The sequence below is a fragment of the Lysobacter sp. HA18 genome (assembly GCF_054057595.1).
Genome location: NZ_JBSRZL010000001.1, coordinates 977,918 through 1,000,480, shown reverse-complemented (window position 1 = coordinate 1,000,480; position 22,563 = coordinate 977,918). Strand labels below are relative to the sequence as shown.

21 protein-coding genes are annotated in these 22,563 nt (G+C 66.4%); 8 read left to right on the top strand and 13 right to left on the bottom strand.

All coding sequences use genetic code 11. The features are described from left to right. Positions 1-17 precede the first annotated feature (17 nt). Positions 18-659 carry a histidine phosphatase family protein gene (locus ACVWWW_RS05010; RefSeq protein WP_027082456.1) on the bottom strand — a complete coding sequence of 214 codons (642 nt, stop codon included), beginning with the start codon at positions 657-659 and terminating at the stop codon, positions 18-20. Between the two features lie 3 nt (positions 660-662). Next, a complete protein-coding gene (serA, locus tag ACVWWW_RS05005; RefSeq protein ID WP_036141749.1) occupies positions 663-2,240 on the bottom strand; it encodes a phosphoglycerate dehydrogenase in 1,578 nt (525 codons plus the stop codon). A gap of 265 nt (positions 2,241-2,505) precedes the next feature. Between serA and ACVWWW_RS05000 the strand changes: the two genes are divergently transcribed. Beyond that, positions 2,506-2,904 carry a DUF3224 domain-containing protein gene (locus tag ACVWWW_RS05000; RefSeq protein ID WP_027082454.1) on the top strand — a complete coding sequence of 133 codons (399 nt, stop codon included), beginning with the start codon at positions 2,506-2,508 and terminating at the stop codon, positions 2,902-2,904. A 66-nt stretch (positions 2,905-2,970) separates the two neighbouring features. Here ACVWWW_RS05000 and ACVWWW_RS04995 read toward each other — a convergent pair whose 3' ends face one another. Further along, a complete protein-coding gene (locus tag ACVWWW_RS04995; RefSeq protein WP_027082453.1) occupies positions 2,971-5,061 on the bottom strand; it encodes a S46 family peptidase in 2,091 nt (696 codons plus the stop codon). A gap of 180 nt (positions 5,062-5,241) precedes the next feature. Continuing rightward, the gene (locus ACVWWW_RS04990; RefSeq protein ID WP_027082452.1) at positions 5,242-7,389 is read right to left on the bottom strand and encodes a S46 family peptidase; all 2,148 of its coding nucleotides are present in this window, start codon (positions 7,387-7,389) and stop codon (positions 5,242-5,244) included. A 171-nt stretch (positions 7,390-7,560) separates the two neighbouring features. Between ACVWWW_RS04990 and tdh the strand changes: the two genes are divergently transcribed. The 5 genes from tdh (at position 7,561) to ACVWWW_RS04965 (ending at position 11,517) form a co-directional block, all read left to right on the top strand. Then, the gene (tdh, locus tag ACVWWW_RS04985) at positions 7,561-8,583 is read left to right on the top strand and encodes an L-threonine 3-dehydrogenase (protein ID WP_027082451.1); all 1,023 of its coding nucleotides are present in this window, start codon (positions 7,561-7,563) and stop codon (positions 8,581-8,583) included. A 19-nt stretch (positions 8,584-8,602) separates the two neighbouring features. Beyond that, positions 8,603-8,848 carry a hypothetical protein gene (locus tag ACVWWW_RS04980; protein WP_155914202.1) on the top strand — a complete coding sequence of 82 codons (246 nt, stop codon included), beginning with the start codon at positions 8,603-8,605 and terminating at the stop codon, positions 8,846-8,848. A 27-nt stretch (positions 8,849-8,875) separates the two neighbouring features. Next, positions 8,876-10,069, top strand: a complete 1,194-nt coding sequence (gene kbl / locus ACVWWW_RS04975; RefSeq protein WP_027082449.1) for a glycine C-acetyltransferase — start codon at positions 8,876-8,878, stop codon at positions 10,067-10,069. Positions 10,070-10,159: 90 nt separating this feature from the next. Then, positions 10,160-11,119, top strand: a complete 960-nt coding sequence (locus ACVWWW_RS04970) for a quinone oxidoreductase family protein (protein WP_027082448.1) — start codon at positions 10,160-10,162, stop codon at positions 11,117-11,119. Beyond that, positions 11,119-11,517 carry a hypothetical protein gene (locus ACVWWW_RS04965; RefSeq protein ID WP_027082447.1) on the top strand — a complete coding sequence of 133 codons (399 nt, stop codon included), beginning with the start codon at positions 11,119-11,121 and terminating at the stop codon, positions 11,515-11,517. Before ACVWWW_RS04970 ends, ACVWWW_RS04965 begins: the two co-directional genes overlap by 1 nt. A gap of 95 nt (positions 11,518-11,612) precedes the next feature. On the opposite strand, the gene ACVWWW_RS04960 is transcribed toward ACVWWW_RS04965, so the two are convergent. The 5 genes from ACVWWW_RS04960 to ACVWWW_RS04940 form a co-directional block, all read right to left on the bottom strand. Continuing rightward, a complete protein-coding gene (locus ACVWWW_RS04960; RefSeq protein ID WP_155914200.1) occupies positions 11,613-11,765 on the bottom strand; it encodes a hypothetical protein in 153 nt (50 codons plus the stop codon). A 61-nt stretch (positions 11,766-11,826) separates the two neighbouring features. Next, positions 11,827-12,609, bottom strand: a complete 783-nt coding sequence (locus tag ACVWWW_RS04955) for a pseudouridine synthase (RefSeq protein WP_081671992.1) — start codon at positions 12,607-12,609, stop codon at positions 11,827-11,829. Between the two features lie 6 nt (positions 12,610-12,615). Next, on the bottom strand, positions 12,616-13,089 hold the full coding sequence (locus ACVWWW_RS04950) for a hypothetical protein (RefSeq protein WP_027082446.1): 474 nt from the start codon (positions 13,087-13,089) through the stop codon (positions 12,616-12,618). A gap of 210 nt (positions 13,090-13,299) precedes the next feature. Then, positions 13,300-14,379: an OmpA family protein gene (locus tag ACVWWW_RS04945; RefSeq protein WP_456952188.1), complete on the bottom strand. Its 1,080-nt coding sequence runs from the start codon at positions 14,377-14,379 to the stop codon at positions 13,300-13,302. Positions 14,380-14,561: 182 nt separating this feature from the next. Beyond that, complete coding sequence (locus tag ACVWWW_RS04940) at positions 14,562-15,689, bottom strand: OmpA family protein (protein WP_027082445.1); 1,128 nt, start codon at positions 15,687-15,689, stop codon at positions 14,562-14,564. 354 nt (positions 15,690-16,043) lie between these two features. Between ACVWWW_RS04940 and ACVWWW_RS04935 the strand changes: the two genes are divergently transcribed. Together ACVWWW_RS04935 and ACVWWW_RS04930 are read left to right on the top strand one after the other, a co-directional pair. Next, complete coding sequence (locus tag ACVWWW_RS04935) at positions 16,044-18,077, top strand: NADPH-dependent 2,4-dienoyl-CoA reductase (protein WP_027082444.1); 2,034 nt, start codon at positions 16,044-16,046, stop codon at positions 18,075-18,077. A 102-nt stretch (positions 18,078-18,179) separates the two neighbouring features. After that, on the top strand, positions 18,180-18,791 hold the full coding sequence (locus tag ACVWWW_RS04930; RefSeq protein ID WP_027082443.1) for a glutathione S-transferase N-terminal domain-containing protein: 612 nt from the start codon (positions 18,180-18,182) through the stop codon (positions 18,789-18,791). A 39-nt stretch (positions 18,792-18,830) separates the two neighbouring features. On the opposite strand, the gene ACVWWW_RS04925 is transcribed toward ACVWWW_RS04930, so the two are convergent. From ACVWWW_RS04925 to ACVWWW_RS04910, 4 genes are all read right to left on the bottom strand, one after another. After that, positions 18,831-19,277 (bottom strand): potassium channel family protein, encoded by a 447-nt coding sequence (locus ACVWWW_RS04925; protein WP_155914198.1) that lies wholly within the window; start codon positions 19,275-19,277, stop codon positions 18,831-18,833. Between the two features lie 27 nt (positions 19,278-19,304). Then, on the bottom strand, positions 19,305-20,450 hold the full coding sequence (prpC, locus tag ACVWWW_RS04920; RefSeq protein ID WP_027082442.1) for a bifunctional 2-methylcitrate synthase/citrate synthase: 1,146 nt from the start codon (positions 20,448-20,450) through the stop codon (positions 19,305-19,307). 62 nt (positions 20,451-20,512) lie between these two features. After that, positions 20,513-21,400: a methylisocitrate lyase gene (gene prpB, locus ACVWWW_RS04915; protein ID WP_027082441.1), complete on the bottom strand. Its 888-nt coding sequence runs from the start codon at positions 21,398-21,400 to the stop codon at positions 20,513-20,515. Between the two features lie 103 nt (positions 21,401-21,503). Further along, a complete protein-coding gene (locus ACVWWW_RS04910) occupies positions 21,504-22,487 on the bottom strand; it encodes a malate dehydrogenase (protein WP_027082440.1) in 984 nt (327 codons plus the stop codon). Between the last annotated feature and the right edge of the window lie 76 nt (positions 22,488-22,563).

Below are 22,563 nucleotides of genomic sequence, written 5' to 3'. Positions count from 1 at the left end.
GCGGGTTGAAACCCGCGCTACAAGGCGCGATGCACGGCTTCGCCGAACAGTGCGGTGTGGTGGCTGCAGTCGTTGAGGCGCACGACGTCGAGGTGGTCGACGTCCGGCCCTTCCAGCAGGTTCAGCGTGGTCGGCGCCTGGCGGAAGCGCCAGAGGTTGGCGAGTGGCAGGCCGAGGATCCGACAGAGCAGCACGCGATTGACGGCGTCGTGCGCGACCACGAGCAGCGTGTCGTCATCGCCGAGTCCGTCGCATGCACGCGCGAACGCTGGCCATGCACGATCGAGCACCTGCTGCAGCGATTCGCCGCCGGGCATCAGCACGTCATGCGGTGTGTCGCGCCACGCGGTCAGCCGCTCGCCGTCGCGCTCGCGGATTTCGCCGGCGAGCAGGCCTTCCCACTCGCCGTGCGCGATCTCCATGAGGCCGGCGTCCGTCGTGAGCATCGCAGCACGGTCGCCCAGCGCGACCTCGGCGGTGCGACGCGCACGCAGCAGCGGCGACGCGACCGCGCGCGTGATCGGCACATCGCGCAACCGTCGCGCGAGTGCCGCGGCCTGCGATTCGCCGACCGGTGACAGCGGAATATCGACCTGGCCCTGGTAGCGGCCTTCAGCGTTCCACGGCGTTTCGCCGTGACGGGCAAGAATGATTCGCATGGGTCAGACCTGCTGGATCGAGAACACGCCGGACGTGGCACGCAGCACGTCGAGTTGCGCGTCATCGATCTCGCGATCGATGGTGATCGCGGCGCGCGCATAACCGTCGCCCGCTGCGCCAAGCGCGAAGCTGATGATGTTGATGCCGGCGGCGCCGAGCTGCGAGCCGACGGTGCCGACCATGCCGGGGCGGTCCTCGTTGCGCATGAGCAACACGTGCGCGAGCGGATCGAATTCGATCTCGACACCATCGAGTGCAACCACGCGCGGCGCGCGATGCAATGTGGCATCGATCTCGCGACGCACGGTGCGGCCGGCGTTGTCGCCTTCGACCGTCAGGCGCACGAGACGATCATAGCCGTCGCCTTCGCCACCGATCGTTTCGGAGACTTCAAGCCCGCGTGCGCCGGCTTCCTGCAATGCGTTGACCGGCGTGACACGACCCGATGCCGCGCCGAGCAACGACGACACGAGCAGTCGCGTGAGCGGTCGCGTATCGAGGCCGTCGGTCCTGCCGGCGTAGCGGATGTGCAACCGTGTTGGCGCGGGAACAAGACGCGACGCAACGCGACCGAGCGCCGTCATCAGCGGCATCCACGGCCCGACCTCGAGCGCGGCTTCTGCAGTGAGTGGCGGCAGGTTGACGCAGCCGGCGACCGCACCCGTCGCGACGAAATCGATGATCTGTCGCGCGAGGATCGTGCTCACGGCCTGCTGCGCTTCGCTGGTGGATGCACCGAGATGCGGCGTCAGCACGACGTTCGGATTCGCGCGCAGCGGCGAGTCTTCCTGCAGCGGTTCTGTGACGAAGGTATCCAGCGCCGCACCCGCGAGATGGCCCTCGTCGAGCAGTCGCAGCAACGCGGCTTCGTCGACCAGCCCGCCGCGCGCGGCGTTGATGATCATCGCGCCGGGTTTCATCGTGCGCATGCGCGCTTCGGACAGCAGGTTGGTTGTTTCCTTGGTACGTGGAATGTGCAGCGTGACGATGTCGGCCCAAGCGAGCAGGTCATCGAGCGTCATCAGCGGCACGCTGCCCTTGCCTGCCGCGGAGGCCGGCAGGAACGGGTCGTACGCGGCCACTTCCATGCCGATGCCACGCGCCTTGCGCGCGACGGTGCCACCGATGCGGCCGAGGCCGATCACGCCGAGGCGCTTGCCTTCGAGTTCGAAGCCGGTGAGACCGGCCTTCGGCCACTGCCCTGCTTTCATGCCGGCATCGGCGCGCGGAATGTGGCGTGCGAGCGAGAACAGCAACGCGATCGCATGCTCCGCCGCAGCTAGGGTATTGCCATCGGGCGCGTTCATCACCGCGATGCCACGTGCGGTCGCCGCGTCGACGTCGATGGTGTCGACACCAGCACCGGCGCGACCAATCACCTTCAGCTTCGTCGCCTGCACCAGCGCGTCGGCCGGCACGCGCGTTGCCGAGCGCACGAGCACCGCGTCGACATCGACCAGCGCGGCGGCCAGTTTGTCGGCGTCCTTGATCGGTTCGGGTGCGACGACCACGTCCCATCCCGCTTCGCGGAACAGTTTCAGGCCGTCGTCATGGATTCCATCGCATGCCAGCACTCGCATCGTCGTCGCGCTCCTTGAATGAGGGATGCGCGGATGCCCTGCCAGCCGGCCGTCGTGCAGGCCCGGATCGGGCTGCGACGGTGATGCGGTCTTGCGGTGTTGCATGCATGCGCGGACGCATGCGGACTGCGGGTCGGGAGACGGGGCCGGCTGGCATGGGAATCCGCGACGGGCTGGAGACTAGCAGACGCGATGTGGTCGACAACCGCTGGCCGACCGGCGGCGCGTGCGTGATGATCGGCATTCATTCGATCCGGAGACCGCCATGCCCGTCGCCCAAGGCCGCTTCACCGTGAAGCGCACGCCGCAGGATCCGCTGGAAATCGGTGGCGACGCGCATGCAATGCATTTGCGCATCGACAAGACGTTCGAAGGCCCGCTGCGCGCGACCAGCGTTGTGCACATGCTCGCGGTCGGTACCGAGGTCGACGGTTCGGCCGGTTACGTCGCGGTCGAACGCATTGAAGGTTCGCTGGATGGGCGCAGCGGACATTTCGCAGCGATGCACTTCGGCGTGATGGATCGCGGTTCGCCGTCGTTGCGCATCGAAGTGGTGCCGGATTCCGGCGACGACGAACTCGAAGGCATTCGCGGAACGATGACGATCGACATCACCGGCGGCGAGCACTTCTACACGTTCGACTACACGCTGCCCGACGCGTGAACATCTAGCGTCGTGCAACGAGAAAGGCCGGCGATCTACGCCGGCCTTTTCGCACGCGTCAGTGCATCACTTGCGCTCGGGAACGCCCAGCTCCTGCAGGATCTGCGGCGCGGGATAGACCTCCTGCATGATCCAGCGCATGTAGCGCTGGTCGACCGAGATCATCCGCGTCATCGCGGGGTCGAACACCCAGTTGCTGCTCACCGACTCCCAGTTGCCGTCGAACGCAAGGCCGACGAGCTTGCCCTGAGCGTCGAGCACCGGCGAACCCGAGTTGCCACCGGTGATGTCGAGGTCGGACAGGAAATTCACGGGTACCGTGCCGAGGCGCTTGTCCGCGAGCCCGCCGTAGTTCTTCGCGCGGATCGCATCGAGTTCCACCTGCGGCGCGTCGAACGGATCCTTGCCGGTCGCCTTCTGCACGACCTGCTCGAGCGTAGTGAACGACGGCTGCTTCGCGCCGTCGGGCTTCGTGTAACCCGTGACGTGGCCGTAGGTGATGCGCAGCGTCGAGTTCGCATCCGGATACACGGCCTGGCCGTGCGCCTTGCGGTAGTCGGCGAGCGCCTGCAGGAATTCCGGTCGGGCAACCAGCGCATCGCCGGAACGCGTCTTGGCTTCTTCTTCCAGACGCAGCACGTCAGGCATCACCGCGACGGCGAACTGGATCGCGGGATCCTTCGACTTCTCGAGCGCCGCGCGATCCGCGCTGAGCAGCGCGACGCGTGCGGTCGTGTCGCCGAGGCGCGTCTTCGCCAGTCGATCGAGCGCACGACTGACCGCCTTGTCGTCGGTGCCGCCCAGCCACTTGTCGACCGACGCGATGTGTTCGGTCGCCGGCAGCTTCACGTACTCGCGTAGCCAGTAAGCGATGAGGTCGCGATCCATCTGCGGCTGGTAGCGGCGCTCCATCTGGCGCAGCGCGCCTTCCAGCGACGGCAGGTCGCGCTGCATGTAGCCGGCTTCGCGCTGCGCGTCCGGCTTTTCGCGTTCGACGGCGGTGCGATAGATCTGCATTCCCGCGCCGAGAACACCGGTGCTGCGCAGCTGGCCGAAGACGAGGTCGCGATCGCGATGCGCGCGTGCTTCCTCGCCCAGCTGTTCGAGCCGGTCGTGCGCGGCCAGACCTGTCGCGCCGCGCGAGCCCTGGCTGCGAAGCCATGCGAGCACGGCTTCTTCCTCGCGATGCTTGCGCGCACCCGCATCGATACGACGGAAACCTTCGAGCTGGCCGTCGTAGTTCTTCAGCACGTTCTGCCAGCTGCGCACCGTCGCCGCGTACTTGACCGCGATGTCCGGATTGCGGCGCCCGGCGTTGTCGACCAGCGCAACCAGATTCTTGTAGTGACGGCTGACGGTCGGATACGTCCAGTTCGCGGTCGCGTCGAATTCGCTGGCGAGCGCGTAACGGCTCGTGCTGCCCGGATAGCCGGCCACCATTACGAAGTCGCCATCACCCAGTGCCTTGTCGGCGATCTTGAGGAAGTGCTTCGGGCGATACGGCACGTTGTCCTGCGAATACGCGGCCGGGCGGCCGTCCCTGCCGACGTAGGCGCGATAGAACGAGAAGTCGCCGGTGTGGCGAGGCCACATCCAGTTGTCGACTTCGCCACCGTAGTTGCCCACGCTGCGCGGCGGCGCGTAGACCAGGCGCACGTCCTTGATCTCGAGGTTCTTGAACAGGCGATACGTATTGCCGCCGGCGAAGCTGTACAGGCGGCAGCGATAGCCCATCGGCGCTTCGCAGTCGGCGACGAGCTTCTTCTCGATCGCATCGAGCGCGGTCGTGCGGCCGAGTGCATCCGGTGCCGCGGCGATCGCGGCTTTCACCGTCTTCGTCACGTCCTGGATCGAATCCAGAGCGTAGATGCGCGCGTTCGGCCCGGCCGAGAGTTCCTGCGCGGGCGTCGTCGCATTGAAGCCTGTTTCGATCAGGTTGTTCTGCGGCGTCGAATTGAGCTGGATGGCCCCGTACGCGCAGTGGTGATTGGTGACGACGAGGCCCTGCGGCGACACGAAACTCGCCGTGCAACCGCCGAGCGAAACCACCGCGGCCATCGGATCGCCGGTGAGATCCGCGAGCTGGCGCGCGTCGAGTTTCAGGCCCGCCTTCTTCAGTGGCGCGGCGATTTCGGGCAACTGCTGCGGCACCCACATGCCTTCGACCGCGACCGCGCTCGTGGAAAGAGCCGCGAGCGCGGCGAACGTGGCGAGGGCGAGTGGACGCATGCGCATGGGTGCTCCGGTGTTCGGTTTCGTTGGACGGTCGAGTCTAGCCAATGCACGCGCGACGACGCGCTTGACGCACGTCACAGCATCGCGCTGCACATCGCGTGTTCATTCGGCGGGAAGTCCCATTTCCGCGAGCAGCTGCGGCGCGGGATACACCTTCGCCATCAGCCAGCGCATGTAGCGCATGTCGACGTGGATCGCGCGCTTGTAGCGTGGGTCGTACATCCAGCTCGCGCTCACCGCTTCCCAGTTGCTGTCGAAGTTGAGCGCGATGAGGTTGCCGTTGGCGTCGAGCACGGGCGAACCTGAATTGCCGCCGGTGGTGTCGAGGTCGGTGAGGATGTCGACCGTCTGCGTCTTGAGCGTCGGGTCGGCCGTGGTGCCGAAGTCGCCCTTGGCGATCGCGTCGCGCAGCGGTTTCGGCGCGTCGAACGGCTTCATGCCGGTGTGCTTCTCGACGATGCCGGCGACCGTCGTCACCGGCACGTAGTGCACGCCATCACGTGGATCCATGCCGCGCAGGTTGCCGTAGCTCACGCGCAGCGTGGAGTTCGCATCCGGATACACCGCTCGGCCCTGCGACTTGCGATACGCGATGAGCGCGCGCATGTACGACGGCCGCAGGCGCAGCAGCTCGCCTTCGCGCGCCTTGCTCTCGTCCTCGATGCGCAATAGCGCAGGCTGCAACGTCGCGGCGGCGCGCAGCAGCGGATCGCTTTCGTTCGCGAGTGACGCGGCGTCGCGCGACATCATGGCCAGGCGCGTGGCTTCGTCGCCGAGTTTCGTACCGGCGTAGAGCGCGTCGAGCCTCGTGCGCAGTTCGTCCGGCGTGCGGCCGAACACGCCGTCGACTTCGGCGACATGCTGCGCCGCGGGCAGTGCCTGGTACTGCGTGAGCAGATACGTCAACACCGCCTTTTCGACCGCGGGATCGAAGCGGCGCTGCACCTGCTTGAGCTGGCCGGTGATCAGCGCTTCGTCGCGCTGCTGGTAGCCGAGTTCGCGTTGCGCGTCAGGCTTGCTGCGCTCATGCGCGAGACGCTGCACGGTGATTGCGGCGCGCAGCAGCTGCGTCTGCGAGCGGATCATGCCAAGCAGCTGGTCGCGATCACGGACGATCGCCGCCTGGTCGAGCAGCTTCTGCACCGCGGCGATGTCGGTGCGCGTCGCGCCGGCCGAGGGCTGCTTCGCAAGCCACGCCAGCATCTGTGCTTCATCGGTGCGACGCACGGTGGCGGCGTCGCTGCGACGCAGGCCATCCAGCTCCCCCTGAGCGCGCTTGAGGTTGTTCTTCAGGCTCTGCAGCTGGGATGCGTACAGCACGTGCGATTCCGGCGTCGCGGCGGCCTTGTCGATCGTCTCTATGACGCCCTGACTCAACGCGACGCGCGTCGGCAGCTGCCAGCCGATCTGCTGTTCGAATTCGCTCGCCATGCGGTGGCGATACGTCGTACCGGGATAACCGGCGAGCATCGCGAAATCGCCTTCGCCGACGTTGCGCGTCGACACCTGCAGGTGCGCCGGCGGGTTGTACGGCACGTTGTCCGCGCTGTAGTCGGCCGGCTTGCCATCACGGCCGACGTAGGCGCGCAGCACGGTGAAGTCGCCGGAATGACGCGGCCACACGAAGTTGTCGACCTCGTCGCCGTAGTTGCCGATCGATTCCGGCGGTGCGTAGACAAGCCGGATGTCGCGCAGTTCGAGCTGGCGGATCAGGTAGAAGTCGGTGCCGTAATACATGTTGGCGACGCTGCAGCGCGTGCCGGCGTCGCGCTCGCACTCGGCGACCGCCGCCTTCGTCGCGGCGTCCACGGCGTCGTAATACGCACGGCCGCTCTTGCCCTTGGCGCCGGCGAGGATGCGGTCGGTAATGCGGTCGAAGCCGGTGGTCACCAGCACGCGGTAGTCGGGCGCTCCGGGCAGCTCGTCGCCGCGGGTCTTGGCGACGTAGCCATTGCCGATGAGGTCGCGGTCGGCACGGCTGTTGTACTGGATCACGGGGAACGCGACGTGGTGATTGGTCAGCACCAGGCCGTCCTTGGAGACGAACGCGCCGGTCGCGCCGCCCACCTTCACCACCGCGCTCAGCGGCGGGCGGGTGAGGTCGGCCAGCGCCGCGGGGTCGCCCTCGAAGCCGGCGGCCTTCAGCTGCGGCGCCAGGTCCGGCAGCTGTGACGGCATCCACATGCCTTCGGACGCCACGACCGGGGCGATGGACAGGGACAGGGCGGTGGCGAGCAGACGGCGGCGCATGGAGGTGTTCCCTTCGATCGGCCGCCGACCATAGCGGCAGCGCTCGGGCGGCCGCAATCCGGCAAGGCCTTCAGGTCGCCGTCCGTATAATTCGCGTTCCATCGCGCGCCGCGCATCGCAGGCCCTCCCAGCATGTCCGAGACCGTCACCATCCCCCTGCCCGCGCAGACCATGCGCGCCCTCGTGAAGCGCGAAGCCGCCAAGGGGATCTGGATGGAGGAGGTGCCGGTGCCGACGCCCGGCCCGAACGAGGTGCTGATCAAGCTCGAGAAGACGGCGATCTGCGGCACCGACCTGCACATCTACATGTGGGACGAGTGGAGCCAGCGCACGATCAAGCCGGGCCTGGTCATCGGCCATGAATTCGTCGGCCGCATCACCGCGCTCGGCACCGGCGTAACCGGCTATACCGTCGGCCAGCGCGTGTCGGCCGAAGGCCACATCGTCTGTGGGCACTGCCGCAACTGTCGTGCGGGCAAGCAGCACCTGTGCCCGAACACCGTCGGCATCGGCGTCAACCGCAATGGCGCGTTCGCTGAATACATCGTGATGCCGGCCTCGAACCTGTGGCCGATTCCGGACCAGATCCCGAGTGAGCTGGCCGCGTTCTTCGACCCGTATGGCAATGCCGCGCACTGCGCGCTTGAGTTCGACGTCGTCGGCGAGGACGTGCTGATCACCGGCGCGGGCCCGATCGGCATCATCGCCGCCGGCATCTGCAAGCACATCGGCGCACGCAACGTGGTGGTGACCGACGTCAACGACTATCGACTGAAGCTCGCCGCCGACATGGGCGCGACGCGGGTGGTCAACGTGTCGAACACATCGCTCAAGGACGTCATGAAGGACCTCCACATGGAGGGCTTCGACGTCGGCCTCGAGATGAGCGGCAATCCGCGCGCGTTCAACGACATGCTCGACTGCATGTACAACGGCGGCAAGATCGCGATGCTCGGCATCATGCCCAAGGGCGCCGGCGCCGACTGGGACAAGGTGATCTTCAAGGGCCTCACGCTGCAGGGCATTTACGGCCGTCGCATGTACGAGACCTGGTACAAGATGACGCAGCTCGTGCTGTCGGGTTTCCCGCTCGGAAAAGTGCTCACGCACCAGCTGCCCATCGATAAATTCCAGGAAGGTTTCGACCTGATGGAAGCCGGCAAGAGCGGCAAGATCGTCCTGAGCTGGAACTGAGCGCGCCGCGATGATGTTCGTGCTGATCATCGCCGTCATCGTGATCGTAGGCTGGATCTATCTCGCGAACAATCAGAACAGCGGCGTCGTGCGTTCGGACACCGCCGGTTCCGGCGACTACGCGCCGGTGAACGCGTACGACAACCCGTACGACACAAACGAGAACAACGACCGCCCGTTCGAACCCGGTACGTGCAGCGATACGTCCGACGATTCCGCGTCGAACGACACCTGCGATTCGGGCGACAGCGGCAGCTCCGACTGAACTTATTTGCCCCGAGGGCAGGACCGCATGTCACTTACCGAACGCTACGAAACCACCCTCGACGAAATCCGCGACGCCGGGCTGTTCAAGTCCGAGCGCATCATCACGTCGCCGCAGTCGGCCGAAATCACCCTCGCCGACGGCCGCACGGTGCTGAACTTCTGCGCCAACAACTACCTCGGCCTCGCCGATCATCCCGACATCATTGCGGAAGCGAAGAAGGCGCTGGATACGCACGGTTTCGGCATGGCCAGCGTGCGCTTCATCTGCGGCACGCAGGACCTGCACAAGCAGCTCGAGCAGACCATCGCGACGTTCTTCGGCAAGGAGGACACGATCCTCTACGCTGCCTGCTTCGACGCGAACGGCGGCCTGTTCGAGCCGCTGCTCGACGAAAACGACGCAATCATTTCCGATGCACTCAACCACGCATCGATCATCGACGGCGTGCGCCTGTGCAAGGCCAAGCGCTACCGCTACGCCAACTGCGACATGGCCGATCTCGAGAAGCAGCTGCAGCAGGCGAAGGCCGACGGCGCGCGCACGATCATGATCACCACCGACGGCGTGTTCTCGATGGACGGCTTCATCGCGCCGCTCGACGAGATCACGCGCCTCGCGCAGCAGTACGGCGCGCTGGTGCACATCGACGAATGCCATGCGACGGGCTTCCTCGGCGCGACCGGCCGCGGCTCGGCCGAGGTCAAGGGTGTGCTCGATCGCATCGACATCATCACCGGCACGCTGGGCAAGGCGATGGGCGGCGCGCTGGGCGGTTTCACCACGGCCAAGCGCGAAGTGATCGAACTGCTGCGCCAACGGTCGCGTCCGTACCTGTTCTCGAACTCGCTGCCACCGCACGTGGTCGCCGCCGGGATCAAGGCCTTCGAGATGCTCGAGCAGGCCGGCGAGCTGCGCGAAGCGCTTGCCGCGAATACGCGTTACTTCCGCGAGCGCATGACCTCGATCGGTTTCGACATCAAGCCGGGCGTGCATCCGATCAGCCCGGTGATGCTGTACGACGCGCCACTCGCCCAGCGCTTCGCGGAACGGCTGCTGGAAGAAGGCATCTATGCGATCGGCTTCTTCTTCCCGGTCGTGCCGAAGGGCCAGGCGCGCATCCGCACGCAGATCTCGGCGGCGCATACGCGCGAGCATCTCGACCGCGCCATCGATGCGTTCACGCGCATCGGTCGCGAACTTGGTGTCCTGAAAGTCTGACGCCAAACGCATGCGCCGCAGTGTCCGGCGCATGCACGCAGTCCGGGCACGCGACGCGTGTAGCGTGCTCGCTCCGATTGGAGATGCGACATGAAGGCGCTTACGTTCGATCGCTTCGGCGGTCCCGAGGTTCTGGTCTATCGCGATGTGCCGGACCCGTTACCCGGCGACGGCCAGGCGCTCGTTCGTTTGCATGCGATCGGCCTGAATTTCGCCGATGTTTATCGTCGACAGGGCCACTACCTCCTCGCCGGTGATCCGCCGTGGGTCGCGGGCTACGAAGGTGCGGGCGAGATCGTGTCGGCGCCGGAAGGTTCGGGCTTCGCCGTCGGTGATCGCGTGGCGTTCGCCGATGCGCCGTTCGCGAATGCGGAACTCGCGGCGGTCGATGTCGATCGCCTGATCCCGTTGCCCGACGACATCGCATACGACACCGCCGCGGCGTTGTTGTTGCAGGGACTCACCGCGCAATACCTGATCCGCGACAGCTACGCATTGCGACCCGGTGACACTGCGCTCGTGCACGCCGCGGCCGGCGGTGTCGGGCAACTGCTGGTGCAACTCGCGAAGGCACGCGGCGCATATGTCATCGCATTGGCGTCGACCGAAGCGAAGTGCGATGTCGCACGACGGGCCGGTGCCGCTGCGGCATCGACGTACGACGGCGACTGGGTCGCGCGCGTCCAGCAGCTCGCACCCGACGGCATCGACGTGGCGTTCGATTCGATCGGCCGCACCGTGCACGAGTCGCTGCGCGCGGTGCGCACGGGCGGCACTGTCGTCTTCTACGGCATGGCGGGTGGCGACCCGGAACCTGTCGATCCACGCATGCTCATGGACGGCTCGAAGACATTGACCGGCGGCGATCTCTGGAACGTGCTGCGCACGGCGGACGATCGCCGCAACCGCGCCGCCGAACTGTTCGAATCGGTGCGACGCGACGACGTCAAGGTCGCGATCGATTCGCGCTTCGCGTTGTCCGACGGCGCCGCCGCGCATGCGCACCTGGAAAGCCGTCGCGCGCTCGGCAAGGTGCTGCTGATTCCCTGATGCGCCCTGCCCTGCGCCGCCTGTTCCTGCTCGCGCTCGAAACGGATCGCGAGGCGCAACGCGACAACGGCGTCTGGACGACACGCTGTCTGCACTGCCGCACGCGCCTGCAGGTTCGCGACGACGGCATGGCGATCGGCGCGAGTTCGCTCGAACACGTCGTGCCGCGCGCATGGTTCGGCAAACGCGCGGCGAACGAGCTCACCGCACGCGTGGGCGACGCGCCCGACGATGCACGCAACCTCGCCATCGCCTGCACGCGCTGCAATCAGGACAAGGGCAAAGGCCCCGATGCGCGCGGGCCGTCGGATGCACGCGCACGCGAGGTCGTCACGTCGCTGCTCGATAGGCGCATGGCGCGATGGCGCCTGCCGTTCGACGACGACGTGGCGGGCTGACGGGCATGGCATCGCCGACGACGATCGCTTTCGCGATCCTCACGTGAGCGCTTTCGTCGCGCGCGGACTGCGCGTCGACGGACAACGGCACTGCGTCAGTACGAGCAGCGATTTCCGCAGGGGCGTGGCTTGACGATGTCGCTGCCGTCGTCGGCGACCGCAGTCGGCGTGGCCGCGGGCGTCGTGGTGGTGACCGACGGGCTGGGGATCACGCCCCAGTACAGGAGGATGGCGAACAGGATGTCCATGACGGCTCCAGCGGTGCGTGGCGGGACCGCCCGGTGCACCGGCCGTGGCGGTCGACGGACGCTACGCCTGCTGATCTGAAGACGATGTCGACGTGGCCTTCACATCCAGGGCGTCGCGGGTTGGACCGAGCACGGCGGCTTCGTCGGCGGTCAACATGCGCCATTCCCCCTTGCCCAGTTCGCCCAGTGGCAAGGTGCCGATCGCGACGCGCACGAGCCGGAGCACGCCGATATCGAACGCTTGGAGCAGTCGACGGATCTGTCGATTGCGACCTTCGTCCAGCACGATTTCCAGCCACGCATTGCGCGCGCCACTGCGCAGCAGCGTGACCTTCGCGGCAACGAGTCGTTCGCCATCGACGTCGACGCCGGCTTCGATCGCGCGCAGCGTCGTGTCGTCAGGAATGCAGTCGACCTGCACGTGGTAGGTCTTGTCGGGTCCGCTTTCCGGATCGGTGATCGACGAGGCCCAACGCGGGTCGTTCGAGAACAGAAGCAGGCCTTCGCTGGCCTTGTCGAGACGTCCGACCGGCGCGATCCAGGGCAACCCTGCGCCGTCGAAACATCTATAGACCGTGTCGCGGCCCTGCTCGTCGCGCGCAGTCGTCACCAAGCCGCGTGGCTTGTTGAGCGCGATGTAGATCGGCGAGGCGTTGGCGTCATCGAGATCGCGGACGTCGACACGATCGACGTCCATGCGCACGGGAAACTCGGGGTCGCGAACGGTGCGCCCGTTGACGGTGACGCGACCGTCGCGAATCCATGTCGCGGCCTGCGTACGCGAACACAGGCCGCGCTTTGAAAGCACGCGCGCCAACCCGTGGCGCGGCACCGCTGGCGGCATCGACGCTTACTTCTGCGGTGCGTCGGCCGGCGGAGGCGGCGGAGGAGGCGCGGCCTGCGCACCCTTGGCCACGCGCACGCCCTTGGCCTTCATCCACGCGTCGAATTCGTCGGCCGTCATGCGCTTGCCGTTCTGGTTCATGTCGAACCGCCACGGCGTGTTGTCGAACTGCGTCTGCGGCTTGTAGGTCGCCGGATCCATGCCGGGCGTGAACTGACCGGGCTTGGTCGACATCGCGGTCGCGCGGCACTTGTCGATGCGGATGCGCAGCAGCACGGCGTCGACCGTCTGCGTCTGGTCGAACGCCTGCGCGAGCACGCCACTGGGCGCACCGAGTTGCGGCGCCGGTGCAACGAGTTCGGGTGCGAGCGCGGGCGCGGATACCGGCGCTGTCGACGAGCGCGCGATGCCAGTGCAGGCGTCCTGCGCGAACGCACTTCCGCTGGCCAGCACGAGGGAGATGAGAACGAGGCGACGCATGGTGATCTCCGGCGGCCGAATCGGGCGGACAGCATACGTCGCGATTCGTGAAAGCGCGTTTGTCGGACTCGACAGTTTGCTTCCATCTGCCTCATCGGCCGACGCGTGCCGCGACATGTCGATGCAACCGCCGCGCGCAGTCGAATATCGCGGGCAAAAAAGAAGCCCGGCACGAGGCCGGGCTTCGGGTGCAGCGGTGAACCGGACGTCTTACTGGTTCTGGACGTTCAGCTCGGTACGACGGTTACGCTCGCTCTTACACGCCGGCAGGGTCTGCGGGGTGTTCTCGAGCGGACGGCTCTCGCCATAACCGGTCGGGCCGGCCAGACGCGAGGCGTCGATACCGTGGCTGGTCAGGTAGTCGTACACCGCACGGGCGCGACGCTCCGACAGCGACTGGTTGTACGCATCGCTGCCGCACAGGTCGGTGTGACCGGCGACTTCAACGCGCAGCTGCGGGTAACGACCGAGGATCGAGACCGCCTCGTCGAGGATCGCGATCGCGTCCGGACGCAGCGTCGACTTGTCGAAGTCGAAGTTCACGCCCTTCAGGTCGATCGTCAGCGGCACGGCGCAGCCGTCCGGACCCACGGCCTGGCCGGCCGTCGAACCCGGGCACTTGTCGTCGCAGTTGTTCACGCCGTCGCCGTCGTCATCCTTGTCCGCGCAGGTCGGAACCGGAGCCGGGGCGACCGGCGCCATCGGCGGCGGACCCAGCGGGATCAGGACGCCAACCGAAGCGAGCAGGTCGCCGAAGCCGCTCTTGTCCGGAGCCGCGACGCTCTGGTCGTCGAAGTCCACGCGGTACGCGAGTTCGGTGCGGATGCGGACCGGGCCGGCATCGCCTTCGATACCGCCACCGATCTTGGCGGCGAAGTTGCCGTCCTTACGCTGGCCGGGCGAGTTCGGGCTCGGGAACGCGTCGTACTCTTCTTCCGAGCGCTGGTAGCCGGCGCCGAGAAGCAGGTACGGATCCCACGAACGGCCTTCCGCGCGGAAGTGGCGGCGGGCGTCGAACGAGATGCCGTACTGGCTCCACCAGAGGTTCTGGTTGGCGTCAAAACGGGGGTTCTGGTAGTTGAGCTGGGTTTCAAACGACCAGTTCGGATTGATGGCCTTGCCGATGCCAATCGCGCCGAACGGCGCATTGCGCGTGCCGCGGTCGTTGTCCTGGATGTTGAAGCCGGCGTCGGCGGACAGGTACCAGCGGTCGTCGAACGCCTGGGCGTGCGCCGCCTGGCCAAACGCCAGGCCCGCGAGCAATGCGGTACTCAGCATGCGGTTCTTCATGTGGAGCTCCAAAAGAGGTCGGAAACGGCAGCCAGGCCGGTAGTGTCCTGAACAGGCCGAGCTGAATGATTACACGGCCGCTAGGATTTTTTAACATCCCTGAACGAAAGGGCCGACCGGCGGGCCGCAAAAAGAAGCCCGGCACAAGGCCGGGCTTCGGGTGCAGCGGTGAACCGGACGTCTTACTGGTTCTGGACGTTCAGCTCGGTACGACGGTTACGCTCGCTCTTACACGCCGGCAGGGTCTGCGGGGTGTTCTCGAGCGGACGGCTCTCGCCATAACCGGTCGGGCCGGCCAGACGCGAGGCGTCGATACCGTGGCTGGTCAGGTAGTCGTACACCGCACGGGCGCGACGCTCCGACAGCGACTGGTTGTACGCATCGCTGCCGCACAGGTCGGTGTGACCGGCGACTTCAACGCGCAGCTGCGGGTAACGACCGAGGATCGAGACCGCCTCGTCGAGGATCGCGATCGCGTCCGGACGCAGCGTCGACTTGTCGAAGTCGAAGTTCACGCCCTTCAGGTCGATCGTCAGCGGCACGGCGCAGCCGTCCGGACCCACGGCCTGACCGGCCGTCGAACCCGGGCACTTGTCGTCGCAGTTGTTCACGCCGTCGCCGTCGTCATCCTTGTCCGCGCAGGTCGGAACCGGAGCCGGAGCGACCGGAGCCGCCGGCGGCGGGCCCAGCGGGATCACGACACCGACCGAGGCCAGGACGTCCTGGAACCAGTCTTCGCCGTCGTCATGGTTGTCGTCGTTGAGCAGTGCGCCCACGCTGTCGTTGTCCGCGTCGAGACGCACAGCGAGTTCGGTACGGATCTTCACGCGACCGACGTCGCCCTGCATACCGATACCGACCTTGCCGGCGACATGGTCGTCCTCGCGCTGGCTCGGAGCACCGTTACGCTCGAAGCGAGCCGGAATACGGGCATCGGACGGATCGAACTCCTCTTCCGAACGCTGCCAGCCCAGGCCCATCACCACGTAGGGGTTCCACGCGCGGCCTTCGGTCACGAAGTGGCGGCGAACGTCGAACGAAACGCCGTACTGGCTCCACCAGAGGTTCTGGTTGTAGTCGGCCTTCGGGTTCTGGTAGTTGGCTTCGAGATCCCACGACCAGTTGGGGTTGAACATCTTGCCGAAGCCGATTGCCGCGAACGGCGCATTGCGCGTGCCGCGGTCATTGTCCTGCAGGTTGTAGCCGACGGAACCGGTGATGTACCAGCGGTCGTCAAACTGCTGGGCCTGTGCGGCCTGCGCCAGCGACAAGCCACCAAGCAGGGCGGCGCAGAGGAGTTTCTTGTTCATCTTGTACTAGCTCCTTGTGGATCGGGAGAGGGGGAGTCCGCGTCAGCGTTTTTTTATTCCGACCGTGCGAGACGGCTAACTGAACAAAGCCATCGGCGCGCAGACTAGAAGCGGCCCTGTGAAGGTGCTGTTAACTGGCCCGTAACAATTTTCGAAGTTCCCGAAGAGCCTTTTTTCAGTGGGTTTCGGTTAATCGCGCGCTGCGTTGGCACGAAATCGCCCGTCTTTCGTGAACCGTTTTGCGCGGGCAACTCGGGTCTGCAGGGGGCGGATATCAGGGCCTGAAGCGGCTGCGCCTTGCCCCGCCCGCGCTTTCCCGGCATCGTGCCCGCACCGTACGCACGCGTATCCACGATGACCGACGCGCCGCACCCGCGCTTTCCGCACCTGTTCGCGCCACTCGACCTCGGCTTCTGCACGCTGCGCAACCGCGTGTTGATGGGGTCGATGCACACGGGCCTCGAAGACCACGCGCGCGACTTCCCGAAACTCGCGGCCTACTTCGCCGAGCGCGCGGCAGGCGGCGTCGGGCTGATGGTGACCGGCGGCTTCTCGCCGAACGTGCGCGGATGGCTCAAGCCGTTGTCGGGGACGTTGTCCATGCCGTGGCATGTGCGTCGGCATCGACAGGTGACATCGGCGGTGCATGCGCATGACGCACGCATCTGTCTGCAGATCCTCCATGCCGGTCGCTACGGCTATCACCCGCTGCAGGTCGCGCCGAGCGCGATCAAGGCGCCGATCAATCCGTTCAAGCCGACAGCGTTGTCGTCGCGCGGCGTCGAGCGGCAGATCCGTGCGTTCGTGCGCACCGCGGTACTCGCGCGCGAAGCCGGTTACGACGGCGTCGAGGTCATGGGCTCGGAAGGCTATCTGCTGAACCAGTTCACTGCGCCGCGCACCAACAAGCGTGGCGACGCCTGGGGTGGCGACGCTGCGAAACGCATGCGCTTCGCCGTCGAGATCGTTCGACGCATCCGCGAAGCCTGCGGTCCCGACTTCATCCTGATCTATCGGCTGTCGATGATCGACCTGGTCGACGAATCGCTCAACTGGAACGAAGTCGTGCAGCAGGCGCAGGCGGTCGAAGCCGCGGGCGCGACGATCATCAACACCGGCATTGGCTGGCACGAAGCACGCGTTCCGACGATCGCCACGTCCGTACCGCGCGCCGCGTTCGTTGACGTTACCGCACGACTGAAGCCGCACGTAAGCGTTCCGCTCGTCGCGACCAACCGCATCAACATGCCGGAAGTCGCCGAACGCGTGCTCGCCAGCGGTGCGGCGGACATGGTGTCGATGGCGCGTCCGCTGCTTGCGGACCCGCAGTGGGTTGCGAAGGCGCGCGATGCGCGCGTCGACGAGATCAATACCTGCATCGCGTGCAACCAGGCTTGTCTCGACCATGTGTTCGAGAACAAGCGTGCGACGTGTCTGGTGAATCCGCGCGCGTGCCATGAAACCGAACTGATCTATACGCGTGCGTCGACGCCCAAACGCGTCGCGGTGGTCGGTGCTGGCGTCGCCGGCCTTGCATGCGCGACGGTTGCCGCGCAGCGCGGTCACGACGTCACGCTCTTCGAAGCCGCGGACGACATCGGCGGCCAGTTCAATCTGGCGAGACGCATTCCCGGTAAGGAAGAGTTCGACGAAACGATCCGCTACTACCGTCGTCGCATCGAGATTGATGGCATCGACCTACGCGTGTTGACGCGCGCGACGCATGACCAACTCGACGCCTTCGATAGCGTGGTCGTCGCCACCGGCGTAGTGCCCCGCCCCGTCGAATTCCCGGGCAGCGACGATCCGCGTGTGCTGCGCTACGACGATGTACTCGCAGGTCGCGTCGCCGTCGGCCCGCGTGTCGCGATCGTCGGTGCCGGCGGCATCGGTTTCGACGTCGCGGAGTTCCTCGCGCACGAAGGTGTATCGCCATCGCTCGACATCGATGCATGGCGTCGCGAGTGGGGCGTCGATGTCGACTACACCGACGTCCCGGGCGGGCTGCGCGCGCCCGAGCGTCCGCCCGTCGCGCGCACGATCTGGTTGCTGCAGCGCACGACCGGCAAGCCCGGCGCGCGGCTCGGCAAGACGACCGGCTGGATCCATCGCGCAAGCCTCAAATCGCGCGCCGTGCAGGCGCTCGGCGGCGTGCAGTACGTGCGCTTCGACGATGCCGGCTTCCACGTCACCGTGGATGACGAGCCGCGCACGCTCGAGATCGACAACATCGTGATCTGCGCCGGCCAGGTATCGAGCAATACGCTGGAAGCACCGCTGCGTGCGGCCGGTCGCGACGTGCATGTCATCGGCGGTGCGGATGTCGCGGCCGAGCTCGATGCCAAGCGCGCGATCGCGCAGGGAAGCAGCGTCGCCGTCGCGCTCTGAGCGGCCGCGACGTCATCGGCGCAACCATCCATTGCAGCCATCGCGTTGCCGTAAGGCCGCGCGTGGCCGGATAGTCGCCGGTCCCGTCCAATGGAGTCGTCCATGAAGCTCTACACGAAGCCCGGCGCCTGCTCGACCGCCTGCCACATCTCGCTGCACTGGTCCGGTGCGCCTTTCAGCGTGCAGGTGCTCACGGCCGATGAAATGAAGTCCGCGCCGTACCTCGCGATCAATCCGGTCGGCGCGGTGCCGGCGCTCGTCGATGGCGACTTCAAGCTGACGCAGAACGCGGCGATCGTCGGTTACATCGCCGACATGTATCCCGACTCCGGTCTTGGCGGCGACGGCAGCCCGCGCGAACGCGCCGAAGCCAACCGCTGGCTGGCCTTCTGCAACGCAGACGTGCACCCGGCCTTCCATCCGCTGTTCGGGCCCGGCCGTTTCATCGCCGACGAGTCGCAGTTCGACGCGGTGCGCGCCATGGCTCGGCAGCGCCTGCGCGGCATGTACGAGCGCGCGGAGCGCCAGCTCGAAGGCCGCGAGTGGATCGCTGGCTTCCGCAGCTACGCGGATCCGTATCTCTACATCACGCTGATATGGGCGACGAAGACCGGCGTCGACCTGAGCGGTTTCGACAACCTCGCGGCCTTCATGCGCCGCATGGAAGCCGACGCCGGCGTGCAGGCCGCCTTCAAGGCCGAAGGCCTCGCCTGATGTTTGAAGCCCGCGCGGCGGAAACGTCGCGCGGGTTCGTTAGAGATCATCGCGCCAGTGGCGCGACATCTCGAGAAATGCGAACGACGCGGACCACGCGATCATCATCAGGCCGACCAGCGCTTCCGCGCCCGCGAGCCAGCGGATCGGTCCCTTCGGCGTGAGATCGCCGAAGCCCACCGTCGAATACGTCATCGCGGACAGATAGAACGCGTCGAACACACTGGCGCGGTGCGCGCCGTCAATGCTGCCCGCCTCGGGCACGCGCAGCAGCGCCCAGTAGCCGACGCCGAACACCAGCATCGCGAGTGCGTGCAGGACGAGCAGCCCGAACACCATCCACAGCATGTGGTGACGCGCGACCGGCCCGCCGCTGCGCTTACGATGCCGGGTGTACAGCTCGCCGAGCCGCTTCATCCCTTCGAAGTTGATCGCCACCGCCACGACCACCGCGACGATGGACGTCGCGATGGCGATGGCGTGCACCTCATAGGGCGCGCCGGCGAGCACCGATCAGCGCTTGTCGATCGACACGTACTCGCGGTCTTCCGGGCCGATGTAGTTCGCGCTGGGGCGAATGATCTTGCCGTCCTCGCGCTGCTCGATGACGTGCGCGCTCCAGCCGGTGGTGCGCGCGACGACGAACAGCGGCGTGAACATCGGCGTCGGGATTCCCATCATGTGATAGGCCGACGCGCTGTACCAGTCGAGGTTCGGGAACATCTTCTTGGTGTCCATCATCAGGTTCTCGATCCGCTCGGACACGTCGAACAGCGTCATGTTGCCGCCGTCAGCGCAGAGCTTGCGCGAGATTTCCTTGATGATCGGATTGCGCGGATCGCCGATCGTGTAGACCGGATGGCCGAAGCCGATGACGATTTCCTTGCGTTCCATGCGTGCGCGGATGTCGGCCTCTGCTTCGTCCGGCGTCGCGTAGCGACTGATGATGTCCATCGCCACTTCATTCGCGCCGCCGTGTTTGGGTCCGCGCAGCGCGCCGATCGCGCCGGTGATGCAGGAATGCAGGTCCGAGCCGGTGCCCGCGATGACGCGCGCGGTAAACGTCGACGCGTTGAACTCGTGCTCGGCGTAGAGGATCAGCGACTTGTCGAGCGAGTCCGCGTGCAGCGACGACGGACGCTCGCCGTGCAGCAGGTGCAGGAAGTGTGCGGCGACGGAATCGTCGTCGGTCTGCACTTCGATGCGCTCGCCGTTGCGGGTGAAGTGCCACCAGTACAGCAGCATCGAACCGAAGCTCGCGATCAGCTTGTCGGCGATGTCGCGCGCTTCCGACGCGGGATGACCTTCGCGTTCCGGCAGCACCGTGCCGAGCACCGAACAACCCGTGCGCAGCACGTCCATCGGATGTGCGTTCGCGGGCACGAGTTCCAGCGCTTCCTGCACGATCGCCGGCAGCCCGCGTAGGCGCTTGAGCTTGGCCTTGTACGCGCGCAGCTGCGACGTCGTCGGCAGCGTGCCGTGGACCAGCAGGTGCGCGACTTCCTCGAAGGTCGACTTCGTCGCGAGGTCGTGGATGTCGTAACCGCGGTAATGCAGGTCGTTGCCGCTGCGACCGACCGTGCACAGCGCGGTATTGCCCGCGGCGGTGCCGGACAGGGCGACGGACTTCTTGGCCTTCGGGAGCACTTGCTCGCTCATGTCATCTCTCTCATGGCGGCTTCCGCGATGCGGAAGCGTGGAATTCGTGGGATCGCGACGGATCAGTCGTTCTTCGACGTCGCGAAGAGCTGGTCGAGCTTGTCTTCGTAGGCGTGATAGCCCAGGAAGTCGTACAGCTCGGCGCGCGTCTGCAGCGTGTCGACGATGTTCTTCTGCGTGCCTTCGCGGCGCACGGTCTCGTAGAAGTTCAGCGCGGCCTTGTTCATTGCGCGATACGCGCCGCAGCAGTACAGCGCGATGTCGACGCCGGCGTCGCGCAGCTCGTCCGTGGTGAAGAACGGCGTGGAGCCGAACTCGGTGAGGTTCGCGAGGATCGGCACCTTCACCGCCGCCTTGAACTTGCGGTAGTCGTCGAGCGAGTTCATCGCTTCGGGGAAGATCATGTCGGCGCCGGCTTCGACGTAGGCCTGCGCGCGTTCGATCGCCGAATCGATGCCTTCGACCGCGGCGGCGTCGGTGCGCGCCATGATCACGAAGTTCGCGTCGGTGCGTGCGTCGACCGCCGACTTCACGCGATCGACCATTTCCGCCTTCGGCACCACTTCCTTGCCCGGACGATGGCCGCAGCGCTTCTGCCCGACCTGGTCTTCCATGTGCACGGCGGCCACGCCGACGTTGATGAAGGACCGGATCGTGCGCGCGATGTTGAACGCGCCGCCCCAACCCGTATCGATGTCGACCAGGAGCGGCATCTGCGTGGCGTCGACGATGCGGCGCGCGTCGGTGAGCACGTCTTCCATCGTCGAGATGCCGAGGTCCGGCATGCCCAGCGAATTCGCGGCAACGCCGCCGCCGGACAGGTACAGCGCCTTGTAGCCGGTGCGCTTGGCCATGAGGCCCGCGTACGCGGTGATCGCGCCCATTACCTGCAGCGGGGTTTCTTCGGAGAGTGCGGCACGAAAACGTGCGCCGGCAGACTGTTGCGTCATTGCGACCTCGTCGATTGCAGCCCGCATCGCGGGCGATGGCGATGCATGCACCGCCGGACCACCAAAGCGACGAAGGCGACCGTGGCCGCCTTCGTCATGCGCGTTACAGCAGGTGCGCGACGCCCTGCCGCTCTTCCTCGAGCTCGGCTAGGGTCTTGTCCATCGCCGTGCGGCTGAACTCGTCGATCGGCAGGTCGGTCACGCGGGTGTACTCACCGTTCGCGGTGGTCACCGGCACGCCGTACATCACGCCTTCCGGGATGCCGTAGCTGCCGTCGGACGGCACGCCCATCGTCACCCACTTGCCGTTGCTGCCGAGCACCCAGTCGCGGATGTGGTCGATTGCCGCATTGGCCGCCGATGCCGCGGACGACAGGCCGCGCGCTTCGATGATCGCCGCGCCGCGCTTGCCGACCTTCGGGATGAAATCGTTCGCGTTCCAGTCGGCGTCGTTGATGGTGTCCTTCAGCGACTTGCCGTTGACCGTCGCGAAGCGGTAGTCCGGATACATCGTCGGCGAGTGGTTGCCCCACACGACGAGCTTGTCGATGTCGCCGACCGCAACGCCGGCCTTGTTCGCCAGCTGCGACAGCGCTCGGTTGTGGTCGAGGCGCAGCATCGCGGTGAAGTTCTTCGCCGGCAGGTCCGGGGCCGACTTCATCGCGATGTAGGCATTCGTGTTCGCCGGGTTGCCGACGACCAGCACCTTGACGTCGCGCGATGCGACCTTGTTCAACGCCGCACCCTGCGCGGTGAAGATCTTCGCGTTCTCGAGCAGCAGATCCTTGCGCTCCATGCCCGGGCCACGCGGACGCGCGCCGACCAGCATCGCGATGTCGGCGTCCTTGAACGCGACCTCCGGATCGTCGGTGCCGACCATGCCGGCGAGCAGCGGGAACGCGCAGTCCTCGAGCTCCATCATCACGCCCTTGAGCGCGGCCTGCGCCTTCTCCATCGGCAGCTCGAGCATCTGCAGGATGACGGGCTGATCCTTGCCGAGCATTTCGCCGGACGCGATGCGGAACAGCAGCGAGTAACCGATCTGGCCTGCAGCGCCGGTAACGGCAACGCGGACGGGGGTCTTCATGTACGAACTCCGTGGATCAAGCGTGGGGTTGTCGGAGGAATGTTCCTGGATGCCACCGGTCTTACCGGACGGCTTG

Bases quoted from the DNA above. Each gene is read 5' to 3' on its own strand.
- ACVWWW_RS05010 (WP_027082456.1), bottom strand. From the start codon at position 659: ATGCGAATCATTCTTGCCCGTCACGGCGAAACGCCGTGGAACGCTGAA.
- serA (WP_036141749.1), bottom strand. From the start codon at position 2,240: ATGCGAGTGCTGGCATGCGATGGAATCCATGACGACGGCCTGAAACTG.
- ACVWWW_RS05000 (WP_027082454.1), top strand. From the start codon at position 2,506: ATGCCCGTCGCCCAAGGCCGCTTCACCGTGAAGCGCACGCCGCAGGAT.
- ACVWWW_RS04995 (WP_027082453.1), bottom strand. From the start codon at position 5,061: ATGTGGGTGCCGCAGCAGTTGCCCGAAATCGCCGCGCCACTGAAGAAG.
- ACVWWW_RS04990 (WP_027082452.1), bottom strand. From the start codon at position 7,389: ATGCGCCGCCGTCTGCTCGCCACCGCCCTGTCCCTGTCCATCGCCCCG.
- tdh (WP_027082451.1), top strand. From the start codon at position 7,561: ATGCGCGCCCTCGTGAAGCGCGAAGCCGCCAAGGGGATCTGGATGGAG.
- kbl (WP_027082449.1), top strand. From the start codon at position 8,876: ATGTCACTTACCGAACGCTACGAAACCACCCTCGACGAAATCCGCGAC.
- ACVWWW_RS04970 (WP_027082448.1), top strand. From the start codon at position 10,160: ATGAAGGCGCTTACGTTCGATCGCTTCGGCGGTCCCGAGGTTCTGGTC.
- ACVWWW_RS04965 (WP_027082447.1), top strand. From the start codon at position 11,119: ATGCGCCCTGCCCTGCGCCGCCTGTTCCTGCTCGCGCTCGAAACGGAT.
- ACVWWW_RS04960 (WP_155914200.1), bottom strand. From the start codon at position 11,765: ATGGACATCCTGTTCGCCATCCTCCTGTACTGGGGCGTGATCCCCAGC.
- ACVWWW_RS04955 (WP_081671992.1), bottom strand. From the start codon at position 12,609: ATGCCGCCAGCGGTGCCGCGCCACGGGTTGGCGCGCGTGCTTTCAAAG.
- ACVWWW_RS04950 (WP_027082446.1), bottom strand. From the start codon at position 13,089: ATGCGTCGCCTCGTTCTCATCTCCCTCGTGCTGGCCAGCGGAAGTGCG.
- ACVWWW_RS04945 (WP_456952188.1), bottom strand. From the start codon at position 14,379: ATGAAGAACCGCATGCTGAGTACCGCATTGCTCGCGGGCCTGGCGTTT.
- ACVWWW_RS04940 (WP_027082445.1), bottom strand. From the start codon at position 15,689: ATGAACAAGAAACTCCTCTGCGCCGCCCTGCTTGGTGGCTTGTCGCTG.
- ACVWWW_RS04935 (WP_027082444.1), top strand. From the start codon at position 16,044: ATGACCGACGCGCCGCACCCGCGCTTTCCGCACCTGTTCGCGCCACTC.
- ACVWWW_RS04930 (WP_027082443.1), top strand. From the start codon at position 18,180: ATGAAGCTCTACACGAAGCCCGGCGCCTGCTCGACCGCCTGCCACATC.
- prpC (WP_027082442.1), bottom strand. From the start codon at position 20,450: ATGAGCGAGCAAGTGCTCCCGAAGGCCAAGAAGTCCGTCGCCCTGTCC.
- prpB (WP_027082441.1), bottom strand. From the start codon at position 21,400: ATGACGCAACAGTCTGCCGGCGCACGTTTTCGTGCCGCACTCTCCGAA.
- ACVWWW_RS04910 (WP_027082440.1), bottom strand. From the start codon at position 22,487: ATGAAGACCCCCGTCCGCGTTGCCGTTACCGGCGCTGCAGGCCAGATC.